This is a genomic window from Paenibacillus sp. PvP094, assembly GCF_040546835.1.
Classification (GTDB): Bacteria; Bacillota; Bacilli; order Paenibacillales; family Paenibacillaceae; genus Paenibacillus; species Paenibacillus illinoisensis.
In genome coordinates this window covers 3,762,785-3,787,444 of sequence record NZ_JBEPOM010000001.1, presented here as the reverse complement: position 1 = coordinate 3,787,444, position 24,660 = coordinate 3,762,785, and the positions used below count along the sequence as shown (strand labels likewise).

Here is a 24,660-nt window from a genome sequence, read left to right as displayed (position 1 = left end):
CTGCGCTCACATCCATTCCCCTTCGCAGCGGTATTCAGGGAATGCTAACTGGATTTCTGCTACCAGAAAACTAAGCAAATCATCCAGAAAAATAGCCTGTTCTGGCTGAATTCCGTGTTTGCTGAACCTTAAGATCATTCGGTGTTTATCTGCCTCAACACGGACATGATCGCTAACAAATCCATTAAGCGGGTACGTGATGCCCAAGGCGGGCCCAGGCGCTACCACCTGCACCTCTTCCAGTTCCAATCCCTCTGCTGCCTGGAAAGCATGAACCATGCGGGCAATCTCCCCTTTGGATCGCACAGAGCGTCCTTCCTGACGCGCATATTTACCGGCAAACCCTTCCCGTTTGTTGTTGGAAAACAGCGGAAATTCCATTCTACCGATTCGGGTTGCAACGGGGCCGGCTATTTTCAGTACCGTCCATGAATCGGATTTTTCCAGCGGAGATACGATGGTGATATCTTCTTCCGATCTTTTGATATACCGAATATGCGATTCGTCTCCATCAACCAAATATCCGTGCTCAGTCCCTGTTTTACGGAGCGGCAACACATGTTCATAATTGATGCGGTCCGAAGCCGGGACAGGGAATCCACCTGTTTTCATATCAAGCTTCTGAATATTCCAAAGGGGGATCATATTCGTTCTTTTATATGACTCAAACTCCTCCAAATGGATTGAAAGTTCTTTGACCACATGCTGTTTGTCCCATTCATCTCCGTCACCCGCTCCGACCAGAATACAGTCAACGAACTTGAATACATACGGCGCATTAACCGATTTCCAGGCAAGGCTGTTTTTGCGAAATACCTGGTACAGTTCTTCAATTTTGGAGATATACGCCGTACTCGGTTTCAACCGAACCGTTATGGCATGTCTACCTTCACTCGTTACGATCTCCCCGCGAAATGTCCGATTACTTTTCAGTAGAGATTGGAGTTCCTGTTGCCCACATTCTATGTAGAATGTGAACAATTTCATCTCTTCCTGACGCGCCAGCGCCTCTGAAGCCTCACTTAAATATACGATCTGTGGTTCAGCATCCTCAGGAATGATCGGGTACAGAAATTCATGAATGGGGTCCAGATCTTCCCGCGCGCATAATGTGACATATACATCATGACGTTCCTCCTGCGGCAATACCTCATCGAAAACTCGTTGCTCAATCTGTTTGTTCAGCGTCTCCTGATACTCCACAAGATTAAGAAAAACGCCTGTCATGAGATCTTTGAGCATGCGGCGTTGTTCCAGATCCTCCATCTTGTTAAGACGGTCACGAATCATGTCTTTCATCATGAATCTCCTCCTTCCGCTGATTCCTGCTCATTCGCTTCAGCCTCGGTGGTTTCGGTGCTTCCGTTAGCCTTCGATGTCGAGTTGTTGCTCGTATTGTTTGTTTTTCCTGAGGAAGAAGTGCCGGAGTCATCCACAGCTCCACTTCCGGCCGAGGTGACATTTCCAGCGGAAGAACTGTTATCCGCCGAATTGCCTCCATTCAGTCCTCCCACATTACCAGTCAAGTCTGAGGTCAAACCTGATGAATCAACTGATCCCAACCCTGCTGCATCCTGAGTAAGATCCGCTGCAGGTACAGGGGGATTCAGTTTCTCATCCAGTTTGTTAATCTTCCGCTCCATGGCCAGCACGCGTTCCAGCATATCGATCTCCTGGTAAATTTCCTGCGCTGAAGCGTAGGCATCCATCGCTCCACTGTAGTCTCCGGCTTCATTGAAGCGGTCGCCCTTCTGTTCCAGCGTATCCGCCTGAAGCTGACGGGATTGCCGCTTGATGTCCGCCCGTTTAGTCTCGGCCGCCTCCAGCTTGGTAGCAATTTCCTTCAGCGCGTCCTTGTATGCCGTCTCCGTGGCAGCTGTTCTGGCCCTTTTATACAAAATAATTGCTCCACTGTAGTCCCCGTTCTGGAGTTTCAGATCCCCCTCCGTAATCCAGTCTTGCACTTGCTGGAAGGTGGTCATCTGCTCCAAACGTTCCTGAATCACTTCCCGGTCGAACATGCTGTAGGGCTCCGATAATTCAAGCGCCTTGGTGTAACTCGCTGTTGCCTTGGTGATGTCTCCTTCTTTCAGATGAGCTTCTCCATCAACCAGCGTCTGGGCAGCAGCCATCTTCGCGGTCAGCAGCTTTTTATGTATAGGGTCCTTGATTTTGATGGAATTATTGCGCGCCAAGCTGTAGTCCGAGACCGCCTTGGCATACTCTTGTTCCTTGACGTACTGGTCTGCGGTCTGTTCATATTGCAGCATATCTACGGCCAATTCGGCTTTTTTGGCTGCACTTTTCACCGCGTAGAATATGCCAGCTCCACCAAAAATCAGGAGCATAGCCAGCATGATGGCAATCCGCTTAATCCACTTCTTACGGTTCTTGGGCTCTTCATGAAAAATCTTGTTCACGTATATGGCTGCAGCACTATAATTCTCGATACGGGCACGCTGCTTGCTAAGCATCACTTCTTCAAGCGTATCCGCCAGCGTCTGCGGGTCATTGGCACCTTCAACCGCATCGATCATCTCGGCATCCTGAACCCCTTCCCATAATCCAGGGGTGCAAAGAACAAGCACATCACCATCGGTCAGCTTGATCTTATCCGATACATACGGTCTGATCATGCCAGGTTTGCCCGCGTATTCATTCAGATTGCCGCGTTCATCATGCTGATCCACCCGATCCTCTGCAATCTGGCCATCGGCTGCCAGCTGGGCAGCAACGCTGTGGTCCTTGCTTTTTAATGCAAGCCGATTTCCACGAAAATGATACAACCGGCTGTGTCCGGCAGATGCCCACACCATCCGTGTATAATCTGTCACAACAATGACGAATCCCGCTTTGAGTCTGACTCGGCGGCTTTCATACTGAAGCCACTCATGTGCAATCTTGATATACTCTGTTAGTCTACGTTTGGACATGGTTGGTTTTTCCAAAAAGGATTCCAGAATGGTCTGCACAGTGATCTGTGCGCTATTCACTTCCGTATCCGTATCCAAACCATCTGCCATGACATAACAAGCCCAGTCTTCGAGCTCGACGCAGCCATAGAAATCCCGATTTTTCAGGAAAGACCCTGCTTCTGAGACAAAAGCCGTCTTAAAATCACTATTCTCCTTCCTCATCCGTCTCCCCATTTCCCGTCCCTGTGCGCTGCCTGATCCGTTACCATCCTTGCTCCAAAATGATAATCGTGGCATTATCCTGATGCACGAGCTGTTTTTCTTCAATCAAATCAATAATGGCCTGGGCTGCATCAAATGGTGATATATCTTTCGCGAGAATCGTCTCCAGTTCCATCTCAGTGAGTGAGTTGTATACCCCGTCACTGCATAACACAATCTTGTCCGCCGGCTGCAGTGCAAACGGCTCGTCCGCGATTTCCATTTGTTTGAAATGGTCATACCCCAAATAGTTGACCAGCCTTTTGCGCTGCGGATTGTCCAGCGCTTCCTGTTCTGATATCTCTCCGGACATATACTGTTCCTCGAGCTGGCTCTCCAGCGTATGTTTATGATTAATCGGAAGCAGTTCTCCCTTACGAAACACGGCCAAAATGCTGTCCCCTACCGCACCCCAGTACAGATCCCTGCCCTTGATCATGGCAGATACCAACGTTGTTCCTCCGGGCACACCAAGCAAATTGCGGAGAATGGCCTGATTCGCTGCATGGGCGGACGCATCCCAGAACTCTTCCGGGTCAGGAAACCGCTCCAACTCTTCAAACTCCCGAATAAACGTTTCCACTGCAGTCGTGCTGGAAACTTTCCCACCGGATAAACCACTGATACCATCGGCCAGTACGGCAAGTACACCATATGGCTCCACGGCACAGGCAAAATAATCGTCCTGTTCGCTGCGGGCACCGATCGTCTGTCCATTCCCGATCTGAATCCCAGTAGTTGCCCTATCGTTACGCTGCCTTACCGGAATCCGGCTCCGGACAAATAACAGCAATCCGATCGACAAACAGCCTGCCATAATAACCCAATAAGGGGTCAGCTCTTTGTCGTTCCACAAGATCATGAAGGTACTCACTGCTGCTCCCATTCAAAGTGCACACCGCACAATGGAATGAAGATAAATTTGCTGCGGCCCAATTGAATCACGTCGTAGGCAGCCAGTTCCACCGGTGAGTAGACTGCTTCATTGTTGTGATACGCGAGGCCGGAAGCATCGCCAGGCAGCAAATAGAAATTTCGTTTTTTGGGATCGTATACAATGACCGCGTGATTACGCCGGGAAATCGTGTTATCTCCTAGAATGCGAACATGCATCTCTTCCGAGCGTCCAATAAAGTTTTTTTCAGCCATAATCCGATAATCCTGGCCCATTTGCGGACCTTCGATGCACACCATCCAACCGGTTACCGGTTCAATTCCTGTCGTTTCTCCCAGATATGGCATCGTTTTGTCATCCTCTGCTGTACGAGGTGCGCGTGGGATTGCACCCGTTGGTTCACTATTGCCGGAAGCCGGCGATTCAACGGCCAGATTGCAATATGGACACGTATTTCCGTGCCGCCTTGTACTGAACATATGTCCGTTTCCGCATCTTGTCAGACTCATTTCGTTTCATTCCCCCGTAAGCTTGTATGATGGTACTCCAACTTTATTTCACCAAAATTCGGGTATTGGCAATATAGATTAAGTCCCCTGCCTCGATCAGGCTGGGTTCCTCGATTTCCAATTTGGATGCTCGGCTCTGATTCCCCTTGCGTACGCCTACACCACTGGCCGAGTCAATATCTTCGATAAACCATTGGCCTGAAGCGTTGTTCAGTACCGCATGCTGCGAGCTGATAAGAGAAGCATACGGGGTATCGGACAGATCAATGTCCGCCTCGCTGTTTTTCGAACTTTTTCCGATCAGGACGCTAGTTTCGCCCTGAATATACCATTCCTTCACACTTGTACCGTCGTCGTCCAGCAAGACGAGCTTCACAACGCGTGAAGACAACTTCTTCTTTTCAGCCTTGGTTGCTGGCATGTATTTGAAATATAGATAGGCTCCTCCAGAGAGGACCACGATAATTCCGGTAACCCACTGGGCACTCATATCCCGGTTAATGATAAATATGTAATACAGCACGGCTAACGAAATCATGGCGACGCATGCGTCAAGCCCCATCGTCAATACCGACCTTCCTCGTCTCACTTCCATAACCTCCGCCTGAACCGGCACGATCCACTACGGGCTACCGGCCTACTTTTTTCGAACTCCGAAATATCGATCAAACATGGCGGACATATCCATTCCTTTATTGGGATCGGCTTTACCACCATTTGGACTTTCCTTGCCTTTGGGGCGATAGCCAAAAAATTGTTCAAACTGTTCCTGCATTTGTGATGAATCCGACCATATCTTTTCGGCATTCATACCACCCGATTTCGCCTGACTGCTCTTTTCCCGCGCAGTACCGGATGCCGCTCCCTTCGTCTGACCTGCATTTCCTGCAGAATGGGGTTGCTGATCGTATGCTGCCCTAAGTTCGGGATTCCCGAGTGTACTGTATGCCTCATGGACTTGCTTAAACCGAGCTTCTGCCTGTGCATCTCCCCCATTGACATCTGGGTGGAATTTCTTCGCCAATTGACGATAAGCCTTCTTGATCTGCTCCGGAGAAGCATCCCGGCTCACCCCAAGCACGGCATAATAATCTTTCATCGTATTGGTTCCTGCCTCCCTGCCGTTTTCGGGCATAAATAAAGATTAAGGGGCACCAAGGCCCCTTAACATGACAGAGTTGCTAGAGGCCAATCATATCTGGCCCTTAACATCCATTGCTTCCGTTTATACCGGGAAGCCGCCTTCGATTTTAGTGAATTCGGTTTTGTCCTTTTTCTGTTTGATGAACAGGCTGAATTCACCTACACCTTCGGTATCGCCGAAACGCTCAGTGTAATCCACAACAAATGCGTTAGGCATGTAAACTTTACGTACCACTTGATCAGCTGCAATAACTTCCAGTGTTACTTTACGATAGCAGTCTGCTTTTTCAGCAGGAACAAGAGACCACAAAGCAAGTTTCATGGTATCGTCTGCATTGTCGCCGTCAGTTGCGGTAATAATTTTGCCGCTGATGCGGAGTGTTGCACCCACGTCAGTGGATCTTGCATTGGAATCATCTGGAGTATCTGTGTCATATACAACAGTGCGGATATTATCCATTCCCAATTCGATTGTTTCTGCGCCTTCTACTTTCAGTACAAAACCCATTAATAAAAACCTCCTTAAGATTAGGAAAAAATGTGTCCGGCATGCTCTCCGTCTTGGGAGAGGTACCGGAATATATGTATAAAGGTCAGCCGCTGGGGCTGCCTCCAACACCAAAGTAAATTGTTCGTAATACGTTGTTTAATGAATTATATTTAAACATTTAAACTTGTAATTGCTATAGGTGCTTACACTTTCACGGGACTGGTGCCTTTGGTAATCATAACCTCCAGGTTTTTCACGTTTCCGTTAAATATCAGGTCAATGTGGCACATATTGCTCTTCTCATCGATGATAAAGCTCATATCATCGCCTTCTTGAATGATCGAATTGATCGACCCTCGGGTTCCCAGCCACCGGCTCTTCTGACTGCTCGGATTGTTGCTGAAGAATTTGACGATATTTTCATGCTTGAAATCACCGGTTTGGAAACGGAGCAAGCGCTCGATGTAAGTACTGACTAGTGTTTTGTACAGGGAATCGAAACCATCTTCGGACATGGCCATGCTTCTCGCTTTGTACACGGTAATCCGCTTGATGTCACTATCCTGGATTTGGGCATTTTCCGACGAGAAAATAAATCCAAAGTTTTTCCGGTTGATCGAATCCTTGATTGTGTTCGTAAATCCGGAAATTTCTTTGGTCATCGTCGTAACCACACGCAGGCTGTTGTCTCCTGCCTCAATGTCAAAACGTACTCCCGGATAATCACGGTTCACGCTTTTGAAAGCCCCTCTCAGGTATTCCGGACACTGATACGCAGCGACAATACCCGCAGATACATATGACGCGCCCACATACACGCCTTCAATCCACAATTTCAGGATATCTTCCTTCTCCTTGGAAAGTTCCACACCATTCTCTGTCTGGAGCATACGGCTGTCGATGATGACACCGGATTTCTCCTTCGGAATAATTGTGAAATTCGGAGCACTCGGAATCGCGAATTCGCTGTATTCCTTGCGGGTCAATACCGAACATTTATCGATATATTTATCAATGCCTGCAGTGGCCATGCTGCTGAATGTGGTCTCTTCCCCGGACTCAAAGCTGAAGAATACCTGCACTTTATAATCCTTAACGACTTGCAAGAGCATAGTCAGAGATTCCATGCTGTTCCCGTCTTGTTTAACCACTTTCTCATTACCGCGGAAGCGGGCACGGCTGACCTGCACTTGACCCGTGTTTTCCAGTTCTACGGAAGGAACAATACCGAACCAGATCGTGTCGGTAAAATCATTCTTCGCATTGACTGTATTGAGGTATGTCTCCAGCCGCGGAATGTTACTGCTCTTGACAAGCATATCCAGCTTGGCATTGGCAATCAGCATGGAAGGTAGCATGCCTTTGTTTTTGGTCGCATACTGGTCAAAGAACATTTTGACACCCAGAATTTTCTCAACCAACGGTTTTACGGTTTTCACAAAATCATCCTTGGCGTTTTTGTAAAACTCCAGGTATGTATTGTAATTCTGTACTTCAACCGCAGTATCTACCTCCGTCTGAACCGCTGGAAGCGGGCAGAAGGTTCGTACAACCAGATCCTGTACATACGGCGAGGGCGCCTCGGAAAGTGAGTCATAATCTTCAGCAAACACCTGAGTCAGATCGGTACTTGTCGCTTCATCGAGTAGCATTAACTCGTTGTTATCACTCTTAGGAGCTTCAATGATTTTCAATTCTCCGCTCTCACCAATGGTGAGCTGTCCAACCTGAATGGCTTCCGAGGAAGTTTCCTCCTGTGCACGGCCAAGTAACAGACGGGTTTTGATATCTTCAATGGCAAGTGGCAGCATCGCCATGACATTGTTGTAATTCCGGCTTGCATCTTCAAACATGACATTCAGTTTATCCCCGATATCCAGCTTCTTCGGGTCACCGTCATCCAGCTTTTCATGCTGGCCATACATGTAATGAATTTCCTTACGTACCTGCCGTATATCATCCATAACCTTTTTCGGAGAGATCATGTCCAGGAGATTTTCAAACTTGAAATCCACGTTGGTAATGCCCTGACTGCGTTTGGTATCGATCAGGGTGAACAGCATTCTAAGAAAGTCATTGCTATGATCGATTTTGATCTCCGAGATCGCTTCGTCCGGAATACCTTCAGGCTTCTTAAGCGTATACATGACTTTCTGATTGACCGCATTGAAAAAGGAATACACGCTCGGTGAGAACTTATCCAGGAACTCGTCAAAACTGCGAACAAGCAGGTGTTCGTTAATCTCCTTGATCTTGTCATCACTCAAACTGTCGATGCCTTTTACGTCACCAACAATTGTGATCAAATCCATCTTCTCGGGATTGATCTCTTCAAAAAGCATCGTTCGATTCGTTTGATTAATAATGTCCATTCAGGCAACATCCGCCAGGATAATGCTTAATTGGGCGAATGCTTTCCCCCCTCCATCAATTTTTAACACTCCGCACGTCTCTATCCGCCTTTGGTCTTAATCTGATAGAATCAGCACCATCAGAAATAACACGATCGATAGAACGAGCTGTTAACACAGAGCTGGATCTTATGTACCAGAATATGCCGTTTTGTTTGGAGATTTATGGAATTTATCTTAATCAGCATTTATATGTTTTGTCAATATTCCCCACTATAGGTCTAAAAGCTCATTTTATAACCTCCTATAAACCTATCGAACTAATTTTTGGAATTCGCTTCATTTACTTACGATCCATGCCGATGATATAGAATATCCTATAATTTGGATGATGTGCAATGATTTAAAATCAGTGGATCTTTCCCCCTATTCAAGAGTAAAAAGACATAACGCATGCGGTGTTGCATTATTATTCGTTCAGTAAAACTACGCATAACGGCGTTGTATCGTGTAGTAAATGAAGATTCAGAAATAGTTTTTAGTTTGACCACACATAAAAGCTTGCCATGTTTAAACCAGAAAGGAGTTTTGTAGCCTCACATGATATTAATTAAATTAAAAAAAATGCTGCTTATCCTATTGTTGATTAGTGTTTCACTTCCAGCATGGGACATTGCAAATGTGTACGCTGAATCATCTGTCAAGACCCACGCGTATGAAGGGCTCGATGCCATGTTTGTCCTGGATGTTAGCTATTCCATGAATGAGACCGACAAAGATCGCATTGCCGAAGAAGTTATACATATGTTTATGGACATGAGTAGTGGACCCAAGACACGGTTGGGATTCGTAGCTTATAACGACAAGATCACTTCTTCCGTACCACTGACGGATATTTCATCCTCCGGGGCTCGCAATAATCTGCGTAACCGGGTTGATGGTCTGAAACGCTCCGGATACACCGATCTTGGACTTGGTCTCCGGCGGGGTGCCAGTCTGCTTGCCCAATCCCAGTCCGACACACGCAAGCCGTTTATGATTTTGCTCTCGGACGGTGAAACGGATTTGCGGGGATCGACGAGCAGAACACCTGCTGACTCTTCCAAAGATGTGGATAAAGTCATTGAAATGGCACAACAAGCAGGTTATCCGATCTATACTGTTGGATTAAATCGGGATGGTACTGTTAACCCTGCGGAGTTGGAACGGATTGCACAGGAAACGGGTGGTGCTTCATTTATCACGGGAAGTGCGGATGATTTACCTGAGATTTTCAACCGTATTTTTGCAGATCAGATTCAATCCGTTCTTGTATCTGTTGCAGCAGTGACTGCAACCGGGGCAATGCAAGAGGTAACCGTGGATATCCCTAACTCAAGTATGGCGGATGCCAATATTGTCATGCTCTCTGATCATGCCGTTTCGGAGGCACAACTCTATTATCAATCCAGCAATGTCAGCTTCATCCGGTCAGATAAATATGCTCTGATGAAAATCATTCGTCCGGTCAAAGGGCAGTTCAAATTGAAATTCAAGGGACGTAGCGGTGATCTGGTCAAAATCAACCTGCTTGGCAATTACAACGTATCTGCGGTTGCTAACATGGCAACTGAGCAGCCAGTCAAGGGAAAGAGCATCACATTTGAAGCTGCTCTCTATGATCAGGCCGTGGAACCCAAACCGATTCAGGACTTGAATGTGTATAATGGACTGGAAGCGGAGCTCATTGTAACCCCGTCTGACGGACAATCGGAACGCATCCCTTTGACCAATACGGGCAGCGGTTTTACGGGGAAATACACTTTTCCCAAGTCGGATCTATACACGTGGGGACTCCGGATCGACGGTCCGGACTTTTATCGGGAGATTACTCCTGTTGAAGTAGACATTACGAACCAAGCTCCTGTAGCGACAGGAGAGTCCATCGTGTTATCCAAAGACGATAGCACTACCGATGTTGACCTGAGCAACTATTTTAAGGATGCTAACAACGATCCACTAACTTATGTTCTGGAAGAAGATGGGGAGATACGCAAACTCGGAGACGCCATCATTGAAGGCAACCTGTTGCGATGGTCTTCGCTTCACACCGGGAGTTCAAGCATTAAAGTGACAGCAACGGATTCTGAAGGCGCAAGCACCACTACAGATATTTCGTTGCGAATTCATTCTTTACGTGAAAAGGTACTCATGTATACGGGGCTGGGCCTGCTTGCAGCTGGAGGCATATTCGCACTGTATTGGTTCGTGCTTAAACCAAAACCAGTATTCCGTGGCAGACTGGAAGGTTACTTTCTGGCTACAGCGAACGGGGAAGACATCCCGGTGACACATTGGCCACTTACTTCCTTGGATCGCCGAAAAGTGAGTCTAAGTGAACTGTTCGATCGGATGGACATCGGGGTAAAAGTTCCGGAGTCAGGACGAATCTGGCTGGAGGCCGGGAAGAAAGAAACGTTATTGGTGCGGCATGACACGAACTGCACGGTTGTCCGCGGCAGAACACCAGTAAAGCGTAAACACACGGAAGCTTTGGAGTACAATGAGAAGTTGTATATTACGTTTGAAGATGGAGTCACGGAAATTGAAATTCGTTACAAAGCCATTAAACCGAGTACGAATATCTATGTAGGACAACGACAAGATTCACAACAGCCAACTGGCTAAACCGTCGGGTCTGAATTTTCTTCTGCAATTATGAAGTTTAACAAAATCAAAGGAATAAGCCAGGCCTCCCTTACTCGGGAGGCCTGGCTTATTTCCGTTCTAGCTTTTTAGCTCCAGCATCAGAACCTGGATGCAGCCCAACGCTTAATCACGCCGTCTCATGCTTTTTGCCCGGATCCAGATCATAGACCTGAGTATGTTCATTCTCTACCAGTGTCCATTCCAACGTGCCTGGTTTGCGTAATTTCCACATCAGAGCCTGAACCCGCAAAGATCTTCTGACCCAGGCGAGCGAGGCACAGCGTTTCTCGGAGCGGACCGTCAGGCCCCAGTGAATGACACGTGCCAGCCAAGGATTCACATAGGTGTTGTGGCTGCGGACAGATGGTAATTCATCCTGAAACAACCGCTGCTTCACGTCCAATGGAGGCTGCCCGCATGTCCAGTAATGCAGTAGAGCTGACAGACTATAGATATCTGACATCGGCCCCTGGATGGATTTCTCCGAATAAAATTCAAGCGGCGAATATCCCGAAGATGTAAAAATCGCCTGTTTGTCCCCAGATTGCATCGGCCAGCGGGCAGCCGAACCGAAATCCAGCAGCATCGGCGTCCCGTCCTCCATAATCATAATGTTGGAAGGTTTCACATCCCTATGAAGAATGCCTTGCTTATGAATGTAGTCCAATGTGTCTACCAGGGGAAGCAGGGTCCCTTGAATAAATGCAGGGTCCAGTGCATGATCGTTCTCATGCAAAAACTCGTTCAGCGTAATCCCGCTGCAGTATTCCGTAATCAGATACCCTGTGCCATTTTCCTCGAAATGATCTATGTATGGAATAATATGAGGATGACTCAGACCCGACAACAATTCTCCTTCTACCATGAAAGAAGCAAGCAGCTCCTGATACTGCCCGCCGAATCCACGCGAAGAACAGTACACTCCCCGCTTGTCCGAATGCCGCGAAGCCAGCCTCTGCGGGAAAAATTCCTTAATGGCGATCTTCGCCCCTGTATTTTTGTCTCTTCCAGCATATACAATAGCCAGCTCGCTGCTGGCGAGTACCTGTCTTACCTGATATGTATCATTTAGAATGACATTGCGCTGCAGTGCCATTTTGTAATTGTCTTTTCTCATAACAGACCCTCTTTTCAACCTTGTCGATCGGAAGACTTGCCGCATGTTGCATTACTCTGTCCCAATCAGCAGACGTTTCATCGCCAACCATCTATATAAACCAATCATAGCAATTTGAAACACACTTATGTGGAAATAATAAAATAAATTACGATACCCTACTCCATACTAGTCTATACCTGATAGAATTACAAAATCTTAGTTAAATCTTAAACTACTTATCTCATCATGTTATCGACAGATAGGGCGGATTCGTTTAATGGACTTGAAACCTTTGATCCGCCCGTGCCTGTGCTATATTAATAGTTTTGTTGTAAAAACTGGCGAATCTCCTCGTTCATCTGAATGAGCACATCCTGTGAAGGAAAATGACCTGTGTCGTACTTGACGGCTTGGACATTCGGGATAATTTTCTGAGCTCGTTCAATAACTTTGTCCCCAGGGAAAAAGACATCCTTCTCTCCGACCAGCAGCAGCGTTGGCGACGTATAGTTCACCAGCTCTTCCCGTTCCGTAAGCTTAGGGTTATCCTGCTCCATGCTGACGTATTTGAAAATTTTGCCCATGATATTTTTATCCATTTCCTTCATGCAGTTGCATGACATGGTGCCTGTAATTTTTTGCAAAGAAGATGGCGAAGAAGTCATCCGGTATTTCACAAGTGGAAGAACAATGTCCTGAGCTGTTTTAAATTTCGAACCCACAGCCAGTCCCGCAGGCGATACCAAAACGGAACATGCAATACGCTCCGGAATATAGGTAGCCAGTCTAAGGATAATTCCACCGCCAAAAGAAGGCCCGATAAACGCACTTTTTTCAATCTTGTAGTGGTCCAGCAAGTCGGAAACCCACAAGGCCAAACTGTCAAACCTCGCCGAGATTCGTGTCTCTTCACTGTAACCGGGGTGACCGATCGTATCGGGAGCAATAATTCGGTAATCCTTGAACAAAGAAGAGAACCACGACAACGTCATCGGATTCACACAGTTTCCGCCTTGGAGAATGAACAGTGGTTTCCCGTTCTCCGGCCCCGTCAGCAATACATGGGTTTGTCCAAAACGTGTCTCCACATATTCCCGCTCAACGCCCTCGCCCAGATTTTCCAGATAGGCTTCATAATCCTCCAGAATACTGTTCTTGCCTTCTTCACTTCTATAAATGGAACTCATGTCTGCCTCCTGCAATGTGTACTCTACCCTATAATTTGACGAAAAAGGGATGGACCAAAAAGATAAAGAGGGCCTGCAGATGACAGGCTCCTCCATATGTGTAACTTATCATATTCAGATGATTATAGAATGGAAACTGGAAATTGTAAATATCGTTTCTAATAGACTACATATAATGGAACATACGTACAGGATCTTTGCTTATTTTCGCCCGTAATCTGCCTTGATTTCGCCCCACTGTTTCGTCTGCCATTTCAACACTTTATTGCTGTACGTATTCGTACGCAGCCATTGCTCCGCACGGTCTATCATGAGCCAGATCTCCTCCGTTGAGTTATCCCGAGCTAGCGTGGTGGATACTTTCTTTTGCTTCAGCCACTTCATGGCATTCACCGAGTCGGTATACACGGTCTTGTTGCTTCCTTCTTTTTTGAGATGCGCCAAGGCATGGACGATAGCCAAAAACTCACCCAAGTTGTTCGTTCCCTTGGAAATCGGTCCTACGGAGAAAATAATCTCTCCCGTGCGCGTATCCACACCTTTATATTCTACAGGTCCCGGATTTCCGCGTGTGCCCACGTCAACCGAAATACTGTCATAGTCCACTTCCTCCGATGTCTCCATCCCAGCGCTTCTGCCGCTGCTGACCGATTTGCTTTTGGAAGAACCACCTGCTCCACTCGAGCCCGTCCCCCAGTTCCCTTTCCACCCGGCACGATATGCTTCTTCGGCTGCTGATCTGGATTCGTATGATTTATATTTTGCTCCGGTAAAATGATCCGTCTGTGCTTTGCATTCCGCCCACGTGTTATACACACCTGGTTTCTTGCCTTCCCAGACGACATAGTATTTCTGTTTTGCCATCGTTACCCGCTCCTTCGTTTGCTGCAATCAATACCCTATTGTAAACGAAAGGAAGGGGTGAATGAAAGCACTCGATAGACAATCGTTCAGTTCACCGTCACCCTTATTTCCAGCTCCGCACCATGTCCAGGGCTACGACCAGAAGCTTTCTTTCATTATGTCTGATTTGTTGCTCAATGACTTGCTCACATGTAAGTATTTGCTCGTCGGATAGCTTATCCTTTAGCTGCTCCAACAGCATAAATGATTGTGCACACACTTCCAGACTGGTATCACCAATAAACGGAATGATGTGCTCTATATGTAATATGTAATCCAAACGTTCAAGAGCGTATAAGAATGTTCCCCTGCTTCCTGATGTTCTGGGGTCCATGATAGCTTGAATCAAAGGCTCGACGGCTCTATCATCTGGTATCGCCTCTTCGGAATCTTCTTGGGAAAGAAGTTCCTGTATTATCTTCGTATGCATCGTACGTTGTATCACTCCTCGTTTGTTAGCAGAAAGGAACCTCCTTAATAACATCGGTCGTTTTCCACATTTGGAACGTAGTATAATGGTCCTTTTGTTTTTGGGACTATTTTCCCCACCGTCAGCGAATCACCAATTAACTGTATAATTCATCCATTCTCGCTGCTCCACAAAAAAGACCGTTCCTGCCAGCAACACAACATTGCTCTTGCAGAATACGGTCTGTTATTCTCGACTCATCTGTGGATCTACTCTAGTTTTATTTTTTTTGCATTAACGTGTACTTAGATAGGCTATACCCAATCCACCCGTAACCGGGTTTTCGTAAATTTCGCAATCTACCTCAAACACTTCCCCAATCATCTCACGTGTCAAAATATCTGCAGGCTTACCGTGAACCACGATCTGTCCCCGCTTGACCACATACAGGTAATCACAATATTCTGCTGCCAGTTCGAGATCATGGAGTGCTGCCAGTATGCCAATGTCCAACCCACGGACAATATTGAGAATTTGGAGCTGGTATTTGATGTCCAGATGATTGGTCGGCTCGTCCAAAATGAGAAATTCAGGCTGCTGCGCCAGTACACGGGCCAGGATGACACGCTGCTTCTCTCCACCGGACAAAGACACATAATTGCGATCCGCATGTCCGGACAGATGTACCTTTTCAAGCGCCTGCTCCACAATCCGGGCATCCTGCTGATTATCGGTTTCCAGCAGCTTTTTGTGTGGTGTCCGGCCCATCATGACCATCTCACGCACCGTAAAATCAAAGCTCAGTTCGTTGAACTGCCCCACAACACCCATATGCCGGGATACGATCTTCGGACTGGATTTCAGAATGTCCTTATCGCCGAGTAATACGCTTCCCTGCTGTGGCTTGATCACTTTGTAGATGCTCTTGAGCAGCGTTGACTTGCCGCAACCGTTCGGTCCAATGATTCCAACAAATTGCTTGTCGTTTACCTGTAACGAAATGTTTCGGATGATGTCCGTATTCAGCACTGATATGGATACATTTTCTACGTTCAGTTTCATGGTTTATTTTCCTCCAAAACCGTAGCCTTTTTTGACCAGCATATACATAAACATCGGTGCACCAATCATAGCCGTAATAATCCCAATCGGCAGTTCAACGCTGGATATCAGAGATCTTGCGATAACATCCGTCCAAATGAGGAAAATGGCCCCGAATAATACCGACACGGGCATGACTTTGCGATGGTCTGAGCCAACCATACCTCTTACGATATGTGGAATAATGAGTCCCACAAAACCGATCATTCCGCAGCTCGATACCATAACCCCCGTTACAAGTGCCGTTAAGAGCATGTACAATCTGCGATATACACTAAGATTAATGCCCAGCGTCACAGCCGCTTCATCCCCGAGCAGCATCGTATTAAGCACACGGGATTGCAGCAGGAAGAACAGAATCGCTACCAGAACGACAATACTGATCAGCGGGAGCTTGTTCCAGCCCGAAGCTGCCAGGCTGCCCATCGTCCAGAATGTGACGGTTCGAATGCCTTCTGCATTGTTTGCAAAGTAAATAATAAAGTTCGAGAACGCACTGCATAGTGCGTTAATGACCATCCCGGCAAGTACCAGCTTGACGGATGTCATTTTGCCCCGGATCCCTGCAAGCGTAAGTACCAGCAAGGATGCACCCATGGCACCAGCAAAGGCCCAAAAGGCCACACCCGTTTGACCTAACCAGCTAATGGAACCGAATCCGATCAAAATCGCAAACGTTGCTCCGAGTGAAGCTCCTGAGGATATACCTAGTATGTAAGGATCAGCGAGTGGATTCTGCACAGCAGCCTGCATGACGGCACCACAGAGCGCCAGACCTGCCCCGATAAACATGGCCATTAATACGCGCGGAAAACGAATTTGCCAGATGATATCGGTAAAGGAACCCGATTCAATCGGCGCAGCTCCAAGCTGAAAGCCCGTTATTTTGTAGAGAAGAATCCGATAGGACTCGGCCAGCGGAATATGCACCTGACCTATGGATACCGCTATCCCCACCGATACAAGCATGAATACCACAAGTGCTGCAAGAAGTAATGCGAAACCGGTTTTGCTGTGAATCAAAGACTTGGGTTTACCCACGTGCTGCGTCTGCATCTGAACTGTTTGTGCCATTTCTTCCCCCATCACTTCCACGAAAATGTAAGATCAAAAAATTTAGCTATGTACAACGCTTTTGATCGGATTATAATTGAGAATGATTATCTTTGTCAATTTTAAAACATAACTACCCTCTTGACAATGGTTTGATATAAAACTATATTGGGATTATGAAAACAAGAGATGCCATATCACTTATATCCAAAATTAAAGAGAGTTCCAATCGTTTTATCGTATCCGAGATGACCAAGCATGGGGTTCAGGATATTGCGACTTCGCATGGCGACATTATCTATGCTCTGTATCACCGGCCTCAAATGACCATGGCGGAGATCGCCAAAAAAATTGGCAAGGACAAATCTACCGTCACAGCACTTGTCGACAAGCTGGTTCGCATGGGATACGTCATCAAGGAGAGAAGTGACGAAGATACGCGCGTTGTTCATGTAGCACTGACATCTAAAGGCCAGGATCTCAAGCCCGTCTTTGAAGAGATCTCTCAGAACCTGCTGAATGTCTTTTACGCGGATATCACAGAAACAGAGAAAGAGGAACTGCTTCGGATTTTGATGAAAATTCACAGCAACTTCTAATTTTTTTTGGATTAATAGTTTGATATAAAACTAAATTGAAGGAGGAATTATACATGAAGGACTACACCAAGTCCCTGCCTGACCATACCGTACAATACATTGGGGAACAGGATTTGTATCTGGAGATCTTTGAGGGAGATGAAATTCAAGGGAGAAGTAATCACAGACCCCCTCTCCTATTCGTTCACGGTGCCTATACAGGCAGCTGGATGTGGAGTAAATACATCCCTCATTTCGTTCAACAGGGCTGGACCTGTTATGTGATGAATCTAAGAAGTCACTACAAGAGCAGGGTGCAGGACATGACCCGGGTGACCTTTGAGGATTACCTGGTGGATATTCAGGAAATCATTACCGAGTGCGGGGAGCCGCCTATCCTCATCGGATTCAGCATGGGTGGCATTCTTAGTCAAAAGCTTGCAGAAAGCTCTCCCCTGCGCGGGTTGGTCGTGATCGATTCCAGTCTGAGCCAGGAGGTTCTTCGCTCCGTGCCATATGCTGAAGTGGATCGCATAACGCCTGGTCTCGTCGTTCCTGCACCCGTTCATCATGAGCTGACCAGCATAGATGAATCGGCAGAGGACATTGCTTTTCAGCACAAATATTTGGCCATGGAATCATCGCAGGCCTTCAGCACATTCTCCGCGTTCTTTGGTGGTGAGGACGTGGTATCCATTAATGGTGAGTCCATTACATGTCCTAGTCTTGTTATCAAAGCCGTATCCAGTGAGGAAGAGGAGCAGCGAGGCAGATTAACCGCAGAGCAGCTTCGTGCGGAATATGCCGGACTATGGCACACGACACATACCGGTTTGCTCGTAGGTCAGAGGTATATTGAAGCAGTCGAGATTATCCTGGATTGGCTTCAGCGGAGAAAGAGTGATTTCTCCAGTTAACATTGGCGAAATATCGTTCGCCGCATTAGTGATTATGTATATGTTTTGGATAATAAATACAAAAGTTTCTCTTTTACATCTGCCCATTCACTGTCTATGATGCTGTAAAAAATATTATCATGAACCGAACCGTCCGCCTTTATTCTGTGCTTACGGAATATGCCTTCTTTCTTGGCTCCGAATCGTTCAATGGCTCCTTGCGATCGGACATTTTGTCCGCTTACGGAGAACTGCACCCGCATTAAATTCAGTTCTTCAAAGCAATATTGCAGCAAAAGATATTTACACTCTGTATTTACTCCCGTCCGCCAATAGTCAGGTGCAAGCCAGGTCCATCCTATCTCAGCATTTCGGTTCCCAATGTCAAGATCGCCTATTCGGGTAGTTCCGATGATGTCTCCTGTCGCTTGATCCACAATAGTGAAGGGAAGCTGTGATCCCTTCTCTTTATTGTCCAGTGCAAGCGTCAGTACTTGATCAAGTTCTTCAGGTGTATGGATTGTTCGCCAAGTGAATTCCCACACTTCTGGAGTGAATAAGACACGAATTAATTCCACCTTGTGGCTGTTTTCCATAGGTACAAGAGTTACCCTTTTCCCTTCAAGAACAACATCTTTTTCTTGCATGATCACTGTCCACCTCCATCTAGTTTATATAAAACATATTACAGATTAATGTGCTATCGGTACAGACTCCTTTTGGTGCAAAACGTTTTTTACTGGGCAGCCGAAGGTGCTTCTGCATCCGCTTCAATTTCAAAATATGGCTAATAACTTCATTCAGATGAGAAATGGTCACTTTAAAAACATAAAAAACCGCCCATCAAGGATGGACGGTTTTCGTTTTTACTTCTTCCAGAGTACACGGTATCTCATCCGCATTGAAACCGTTAGCGCTTTAACCTTGCGTTGTGGTTGCACTTCTTTTTTGGAACAGATAGATCCCTGCCATGAGAATAAACCACACCGGAGTAACAAACAGCGCCACCCGCGTATCCTCTGCCAATGCCAGAACAACCAGCACAAACACCAGGAAAGCCAAAATCAAGTAATTGGAAAATGGATAAAGCGGCAGCTTGAAGTGACTCCGGCTAGCGATCTCCGGCTGGGTACGGCGGTATTTCAGGTGACAGATCACCATAATGCCCCAGACAAAGATAAAACAAACGGTCGAAACACTTGTGATCAGTGTAAACACGCCCTCTGGCATGACATAATTCAGAATAATGGCAACCAGAATAACCAGCGTTGAGAAAAAGAGTGCATTGGAAGGCACCTTTCGGCCATTCAGGCGGGCAAGCGACTCCGGTGCATTACGATCCTTAGCCATGGAGAAGACCATACGGCTTGTACTGAAAATGGCACTATTGCACGCTGAAGCTGCGGATGTCAGCACCACGAAATTCACTATACCGGCGGCTGTCGCAATACCTACGGCTGCAAACACCTGCACAAAGGGACTTTCACTCGGCACAATCGCGTTCCATGGGTAGATGCTCATGATAATCAGCAGTGCACCAACATAAAAGAGCAGCACACGGATGGGAATCTGGTTAATGGCTCTGGGAATAACTTTCTCCGGGTTCTCCGTTTCCCCCGCTGTCAGTCCGACCAGTTCCATACCTACAAAAGCAAACACCACCATCTGGAACGAAATGATGAAGCCATGCATGCCATTCGGGAACCATCCCCCATGACTCCACAGATTGGTAAAGCTTGCTGTCCCCTGATCTGTGGTAAAACCTTTAAATATCATATATAGACCTACAACAATAAGGGCCAGAATGGCAATTACTTTGATTAAAGCAAACCAAAATTCCATCTCGCCGAACAGCTTCACTGTTGCCAGATTCATGATTAATAAAATGACCAGTGCAATTAAACCAGGCATCCATTGCGGTACATCCGGAAACCAGAACTGCGTATACATGCCGACAGCCGTAATGTCCGCCATAGCGATGGAGATCCAGCAGAACCAGTAGGTCCAGCCTGTAATAAACGCCGCCATATTTCCCAGGTAATCACGCACAAAATCCACAAAGGAGTGATACTGCAGGTTGCTTAACAACAGTTCCCCCAATGCACGCATGATCAAAAACAAAACCATACCTGTGATGATATACGCCAGCAGGATCGACGGTCCTGTCAGTTGAATCGTCTTGCCCGCTCCCAGAAAGAGGCCTGTCCCAATCGCACCTCCAATCGCCATAAGCTGGACATGCCTGTTTTTTAATCCCCGTGTTAATGTTTCTTGCTGCATGGTAAACCACCACTCTCTTTCTGCACATGCTCTCTAGGTTGCTGAAACTTGTATACAACACATCATATAATAATCTGACCAGAATACATATCCTTCATTTATGATTTTTTTCATGCCAAAGAGGCCACCTCTCCTAACAAGGCGCCCTCTAGTTTGGGTCATCGTTATTTTTGCTTATAGAACTCATGATACAGCTTCATTAGCGCCCGCTTCTCGATCCGTGAGACATACGAACGGGAGATGCCGAGTTCCTTGGCAATTTCGCGCTGAGTCCGTTCTTCCCCGCCAGCCTCCAGGCCGAATCGGCCAATGACGACTTCCTTCTCCCGGTCATCGAGAATGTCGAGGTTGCGATAAATTTTACTTTTTTCAATCTTAAGCTGCACCTTGTCTACGACATCATCCGCTTCGGTTCCAAGAATATCGATTAATGTAATTTCGTTGCCCTCTTTGTCCGTTCCAATGGGATCATGAAGGGAGACGTCTTTGCGTGTTTTCTTCAGGGACCGCAGGTGCATCAGGATTTCATTCTCTATACAGCGGGCCGCAAATGTGGCGAGTTTGGTTCCTTTGCCTTGCTGAAAGCTTTCGATAGCCTTGATCAAGCCGATCGTTCCGATCGAGATCAGATCTTCCAGATCTTCACCCGTATTGTCGAACTTCTTGACGATATGCGCAACAAGGCGCAGATTGTGTTCAATGAGCAAGTTGCGGGAGTGGGCATTGCCTTCAGCCATGAGGCGCAGGTGTTTGGCTTCTTCGTCCTCAGCCAGGGGCTGGGGAAACGCATTATTTTTGACATACGAGACGAGCAGCGTTAACTCCTTGATGAACAGGGCAATTGCGGTAAACAATCCGGGCACAGATGACACCTCCTGCAGTTTTACAACGATCTGGCCTGAGCACGTGAAGGAACAGGGTCGATCTATTGTATGTAGGCGGGGGCCCAGAAGTGCACGTACACTTGAAAAAGGGAACGTTTCCTTGTTGATTGAATGGAACTTTATGATGGTGAACGCTGCTGCTTAATGCTTGCCTGTGTCAGTCCATCCTATGGCATGAGTATTACGTACTCACTTCAACAATGGAGCCAACCTTCTGCAGGAGCAGAAATTCTTTTTGAACACTCTCAATGAAATACGTTTTCTCTCCCAAAACCACAACATCATTCTCGGCTAATGTTACATCGCTTTTGAAGTAGATAAAGTTATCTGCGCCTCTGAATACGCCTTTATAGTAGTACAAACGGTCACCTTCTCTTGGAAAAAATGATATTAATGATTATTAAGCTTCTGGTTATAAGTCTAATCGGCTCTCCGTAAATGACCCAAAATCTCCCTCTTAAAGAGACATCTCGTAGGATGCAAAATGTTTAATAAAGGGAGAAAGTTGATTTTTTCGACAGTAACACTAAACTTTCGACAAATTATGACGATAATATCTATGTTTCTTACTTGATCATGTTTTTATTTCATACATGCAGAAACGATAAATTACTTCGAAGGGGAAGTCATGTAAAATGTTCTCAACGCTCAAAAAAAAGGTAAGTACTCTGCTTGTAACCGTACTGACGGTTACTTCTGCCTCTGCTGTTTACGCAGAAGCAGGAACAAATTCTCCAGGGGACAGTGTATCACTCGTAAGCACCTCGATTACGATTCAAAGCACACGCAATCCATCCTCAGAAACCGACCCAGTAACGTTCGTAGCCTCGGTCTTTAGGGATCGCTCTTCTACTGTTCAGGCGGACCCAACAGGTACGGTAACAATTAAGGACGGGGACACCGTAATTGGCACTGCAAGTGTAGTAAATGATTCCATACCTAGCAGAGCACTGATTTCGGTAAGAAGTCTTGATGCTGGAGAACATGAGATCACAGCCGAGTATAGTGGCAACAGCACATTCAGCGGCAGTACTTCCAGTCCAATTATACAAACGGTATCCACTACGGTGACACCTCCTTCGGAACATCCGACGGTCACGGAGGTTACTTACCTCAATTCCCCTCGGTCAGGGGAACCGTTTACGCTTGATATAAGTACAAAAACAGACCCGCAATTCTCCCGAGATATCGCTGGAACAGTCATCCTTATGGACGGTGACAAGGAATTAGCTGCGCTTCCGATGTTTCCTAAAGGGGTTTTCAATGGTCATGCCAGAACGTCATATACGATAAGCAACCTAAGTGTTGGAGAACACCACATTACAGCTAAATATTATGGTGATACCAGATACGGTATTGCTGATAGTGTCTCAGATATAGTGCTCCAAGTGGCAGAAGGAAGTGGTACCAATACGCCAACCCCTACACCCCCAAATGGAGGAGGCACAACTCCTCCGGAGGGCAGTGAAAACCTGTTTAATACAAGCGTTACGATTGAAAGCACACGCAACCCGGCTTCAGAAGGAGAGCCCGTTGCGTTTATGGCGAGAGTGAGCAGAAACTATAATGATACGTACGACATGCCGACAGGTACGGTCACCTTTAAAGATGGAGATATCGTACTCGGTACTGCTGAGGTCGGAACGGATGTAACCAAACCGGATCTCGCATTTTATTCCGTAAGAAGCTTAAGTGCTGGAGATCATCAAATTACCGCGGAGTACAATGGAAACAGCACCTTCAAGGGCAGCACCTCAGCCCCGCTAACCCAAACGATAACAACTGAGGCAGCTTCTGCAACAGAACACCCGACGGTGACGAAGGTTACCAGTTATCTGAACCCATCCAAGTATGGAGACGCGGTAACCTTTTACGTAAGAACAGAAACAAAACCACAAATATCCCGTGATATCGCAGGATCTGTAATCCTCATGGATGGCGACAAGGAACTAGCTACACTTGCCATGTGGCCGGACGGTGTTGCGAATGGTGTGGCCAAAGCCTATTTCACAACAAGTGATTTAAGTGTCGGAGATCACCCGATCACGGCTAAATATTACGGCGATGCCAGACACGGTGTAGCTGACAGCACCTCTGAGGTGATGGTGCAAGTTGTCCAAGGAAGCGGTGGTAGTACAACACCGTCCAATCCACCTACGGTACCAGGTGGTGACACAACTCCATCCAGTCCAACGACAGGTTCGAGTTCAGGTTCAGGTTCGACCCCAACCGCTCCTGTTAGTTCTAAACCGCAAGAACCAGCTGTACCTGGAGCAACAACGGAGCAGCCAAGCACGCCGGAAAAATCCGGGGATTACCAGGATCCCAACGATATTTTTAGAAGCCGGGTCGTGAACGCAGATAGCAACGTAATTGCCGGTGTTCAATCCAGAATCGCTGAGATCCTCAGCAAAGGGGATGACTTCGTAACCTTACAGTTTGGTGATGTTCAACAGCATTGGGCGATACCGTCTATCGAAAAATTGACCAAGCTGGGCGTAATCAAAGGTTACCCTACTGGCGGGTTCGAGCCTGATGAACAGATTACCCGTGCAGAATTTGCAGCCATGATCAACCGTGCGTTTGTGGATATGGCGTCACGTGAAGTCAACCTGAATGAAGAGGATTTCGCAGCATACCGTGATATTAACAATCGCTGGTCTACCAATGACCTCAAGAGACTGGTAGCCGTTGGCGTATTGAATGGATACGAAGACGGTACTATCCGTCCGGAAAAAACCATTTCTCGTCAGGAAATGGCTCTGATCATCACACGTGTGTTGAATTCACTTATCCTGAATATTGATACATCCAAAGTACAATTTGCTGATTTGAATGGAGCATTTGGTGCAGATGCCATCCGAAAAGCAGCTGCTTTGGGAATCTTCGAAGGTAAGAATGAGCGTTCGTTTGACCCGAATGGCGGAGCAACGCGCGCAGAAGCAATTGAAACGATTTTGAAGACTTACCGTTTAAGTCCAGCTATCAAAGAGTCATTGGAAAGTTTGAAATAAGGAC

The 24,660-nt window shown here is 46.7% G+C and carries 22 protein-coding genes; 4 read left to right on the top strand and 18 right to left on the bottom strand.

Annotated elements, in window-relative coordinates; genetic code table 11:
* Positions 1-6: 6 nt before the first annotated feature.
* From ABIC22_RS17430 to ABIC22_RS17395, 8 genes are all read right to left on the bottom strand, one after another.
* A complete protein-coding gene (locus tag ABIC22_RS17430; protein WP_354486012.1) occupies positions 7-1,299 on the bottom strand; it encodes a normocyte-binding protein in 1,293 nt (430 codons plus the stop codon).
* On the bottom strand, positions 1,299-3,212 hold the full coding sequence (locus tag ABIC22_RS17425; RefSeq protein ID WP_354482681.1) for a PP2C family protein-serine/threonine phosphatase: 1,914 nt from the start codon (positions 3,210-3,212) through the stop codon (positions 1,299-1,301). The genes ABIC22_RS17430 and ABIC22_RS17425 overlap by 1 nt, the downstream gene beginning before the upstream one ends.
* Entirely contained in the window at positions 3,178-4,062 is an 885-nt protein-coding gene (locus tag ABIC22_RS17420) for a PP2C family protein-serine/threonine phosphatase (RefSeq protein WP_246058197.1), read from the bottom strand. The genes ABIC22_RS17425 and ABIC22_RS17420 overlap by 35 nt, the downstream gene beginning before the upstream one ends.
* Positions 4,047-4,580 carry an FHA domain-containing protein gene (locus ABIC22_RS17415; protein ID WP_127537686.1) on the bottom strand — a complete coding sequence of 178 codons (534 nt, stop codon included), beginning with the start codon at positions 4,578-4,580 and terminating at the stop codon, positions 4,047-4,049. The genes ABIC22_RS17420 and ABIC22_RS17415 overlap by 16 nt, the downstream gene beginning before the upstream one ends.
* A gap of 43 nt (positions 4,581-4,623) precedes the next feature.
* Positions 4,624-5,175 carry an FHA domain-containing protein gene (locus ABIC22_RS17410; RefSeq protein WP_127537685.1) on the bottom strand — a complete coding sequence of 184 codons (552 nt, stop codon included), beginning with the start codon at positions 5,173-5,175 and terminating at the stop codon, positions 4,624-4,626.
* A gap of 42 nt (positions 5,176-5,217) precedes the next feature.
* Complete coding sequence (locus ABIC22_RS17405; protein ID WP_127537684.1) at positions 5,218-5,679, bottom strand: J domain-containing protein; 462 nt, start codon at positions 5,677-5,679, stop codon at positions 5,218-5,220.
* A gap of 126 nt (positions 5,680-5,805) precedes the next feature.
* Positions 5,806-6,231 (bottom strand): membrane-associated protease 1, encoded by a 426-nt coding sequence (locus ABIC22_RS17400; RefSeq protein ID WP_127537683.1) that lies wholly within the window; start codon positions 6,229-6,231, stop codon positions 5,806-5,808.
* A 185-nt stretch (positions 6,232-6,416) separates the two neighbouring features.
* The gene (locus tag ABIC22_RS17395; protein ID WP_127537682.1) at positions 6,417-8,585 is read right to left on the bottom strand and encodes a transcriptional regulator; all 2,169 of its coding nucleotides are present in this window, start codon (positions 8,583-8,585) and stop codon (positions 6,417-6,419) included.
* Positions 8,586-9,164: 579 nt separating this feature from the next.
* On the opposite strand from ABIC22_RS17395, the gene ABIC22_RS17390 reads away from it, so the two are divergent.
* Positions 9,165-11,231 carry a vWA domain-containing protein gene (locus ABIC22_RS17390; RefSeq protein WP_354482675.1) on the top strand — a complete coding sequence of 689 codons (2,067 nt, stop codon included), beginning with the start codon at positions 9,165-9,167 and terminating at the stop codon, positions 11,229-11,231.
* A 148-nt stretch (positions 11,232-11,379) separates the two neighbouring features.
* Here the strand turns inward: ABIC22_RS17390 and ABIC22_RS17385 are convergent, their stop codons facing one another.
* The 6 genes from ABIC22_RS17385 to ABIC22_RS17360 form a co-directional block, all read right to left on the bottom strand.
* Positions 11,380-12,369: a serine/threonine protein kinase gene (locus tag ABIC22_RS17385; protein ID WP_354482672.1), complete on the bottom strand. Its 990-nt coding sequence runs from the start codon at positions 12,367-12,369 to the stop codon at positions 11,380-11,382.
* Positions 12,370-12,668: 299 nt separating this feature from the next.
* Positions 12,669-13,538 (bottom strand): alpha/beta fold hydrolase, encoded by an 870-nt coding sequence (locus tag ABIC22_RS17380; protein ID WP_127537680.1) that lies wholly within the window; start codon positions 13,536-13,538, stop codon positions 12,669-12,671.
* 201 nt (positions 13,539-13,739) lie between these two features.
* Positions 13,740-14,402, bottom strand: coding sequence for a ribonuclease H (rnhA, locus tag ABIC22_RS17375; protein WP_095289769.1), 663 nt, complete (start codon positions 14,400-14,402; stop codon positions 13,740-13,742).
* Positions 14,403-14,505: 103 nt separating this feature from the next.
* Positions 14,506-14,871, bottom strand: a complete 366-nt coding sequence (locus tag ABIC22_RS17370) for a hypothetical protein (protein ID WP_154896943.1) — start codon at positions 14,869-14,871, stop codon at positions 14,506-14,508.
* A 273-nt stretch (positions 14,872-15,144) separates the two neighbouring features.
* Positions 15,145-15,912: an ABC transporter ATP-binding protein gene (locus ABIC22_RS17365; protein ID WP_095359561.1), complete on the bottom strand. Its 768-nt coding sequence runs from the start codon at positions 15,910-15,912 to the stop codon at positions 15,145-15,147.
* Between the two features lie 3 nt (positions 15,913-15,915).
* Positions 15,916-17,025: a FecCD family ABC transporter permease gene (locus ABIC22_RS17360; RefSeq protein WP_154896944.1), complete on the bottom strand. Its 1,110-nt coding sequence runs from the start codon at positions 17,023-17,025 to the stop codon at positions 15,916-15,918.
* A 155-nt stretch (positions 17,026-17,180) separates the two neighbouring features.
* Between ABIC22_RS17360 and ABIC22_RS17355 the strand changes: the two genes are divergently transcribed.
* Both ABIC22_RS17355 and ABIC22_RS17350 read left to right on the top strand, forming a co-directional pair.
* On the top strand, positions 17,181-17,603 hold the full coding sequence (locus ABIC22_RS17355) for a MarR family winged helix-turn-helix transcriptional regulator (protein WP_127537676.1): 423 nt from the start codon (positions 17,181-17,183) through the stop codon (positions 17,601-17,603).
* 53 nt (positions 17,604-17,656) lie between these two features.
* A complete protein-coding gene (locus ABIC22_RS17350) occupies positions 17,657-18,499 on the top strand; it encodes an alpha/beta hydrolase (RefSeq protein ID WP_354482665.1) in 843 nt (280 codons plus the stop codon).
* Between the two features lie 32 nt (positions 18,500-18,531).
* On the opposite strand, the gene ABIC22_RS17345 is transcribed toward ABIC22_RS17350, so the two are convergent.
* From ABIC22_RS17345 to ABIC22_RS17330, 4 genes are all read right to left on the bottom strand, one after another.
* Positions 18,532-19,125, bottom strand: coding sequence for a GNAT family N-acetyltransferase (locus tag ABIC22_RS17345; RefSeq protein WP_354482663.1), 594 nt, complete (start codon positions 19,123-19,125; stop codon positions 18,532-18,534).
* A 271-nt stretch (positions 19,126-19,396) separates the two neighbouring features.
* Positions 19,397-20,758: an amino acid permease gene (locus ABIC22_RS17340; RefSeq protein ID WP_354482661.1), complete on the bottom strand. Its 1,362-nt coding sequence runs from the start codon at positions 20,756-20,758 to the stop codon at positions 19,397-19,399.
* 164 nt (positions 20,759-20,922) lie between these two features.
* A complete protein-coding gene (gene sigK / locus ABIC22_RS17335; RefSeq protein WP_095289757.1) occupies positions 20,923-21,621 on the bottom strand; it encodes an RNA polymerase sporulation sigma factor SigK in 699 nt (232 codons plus the stop codon).
* Positions 21,622-21,823: 202 nt separating this feature from the next.
* A complete protein-coding gene (locus ABIC22_RS17330) occupies positions 21,824-22,003 on the bottom strand; it encodes a hypothetical protein (RefSeq protein ID WP_354482658.1) in 180 nt (59 codons plus the stop codon).
* A 274-nt stretch (positions 22,004-22,277) separates the two neighbouring features.
* Between ABIC22_RS17330 and ABIC22_RS17325 the strand changes: the two genes are divergently transcribed.
* A complete protein-coding gene (locus tag ABIC22_RS17325) occupies positions 22,278-24,656 on the top strand; it encodes an Ig-like domain repeat protein (protein ID WP_354482655.1) in 2,379 nt (792 codons plus the stop codon).
* Positions 24,657-24,660 lie beyond the last annotated feature (4 nt).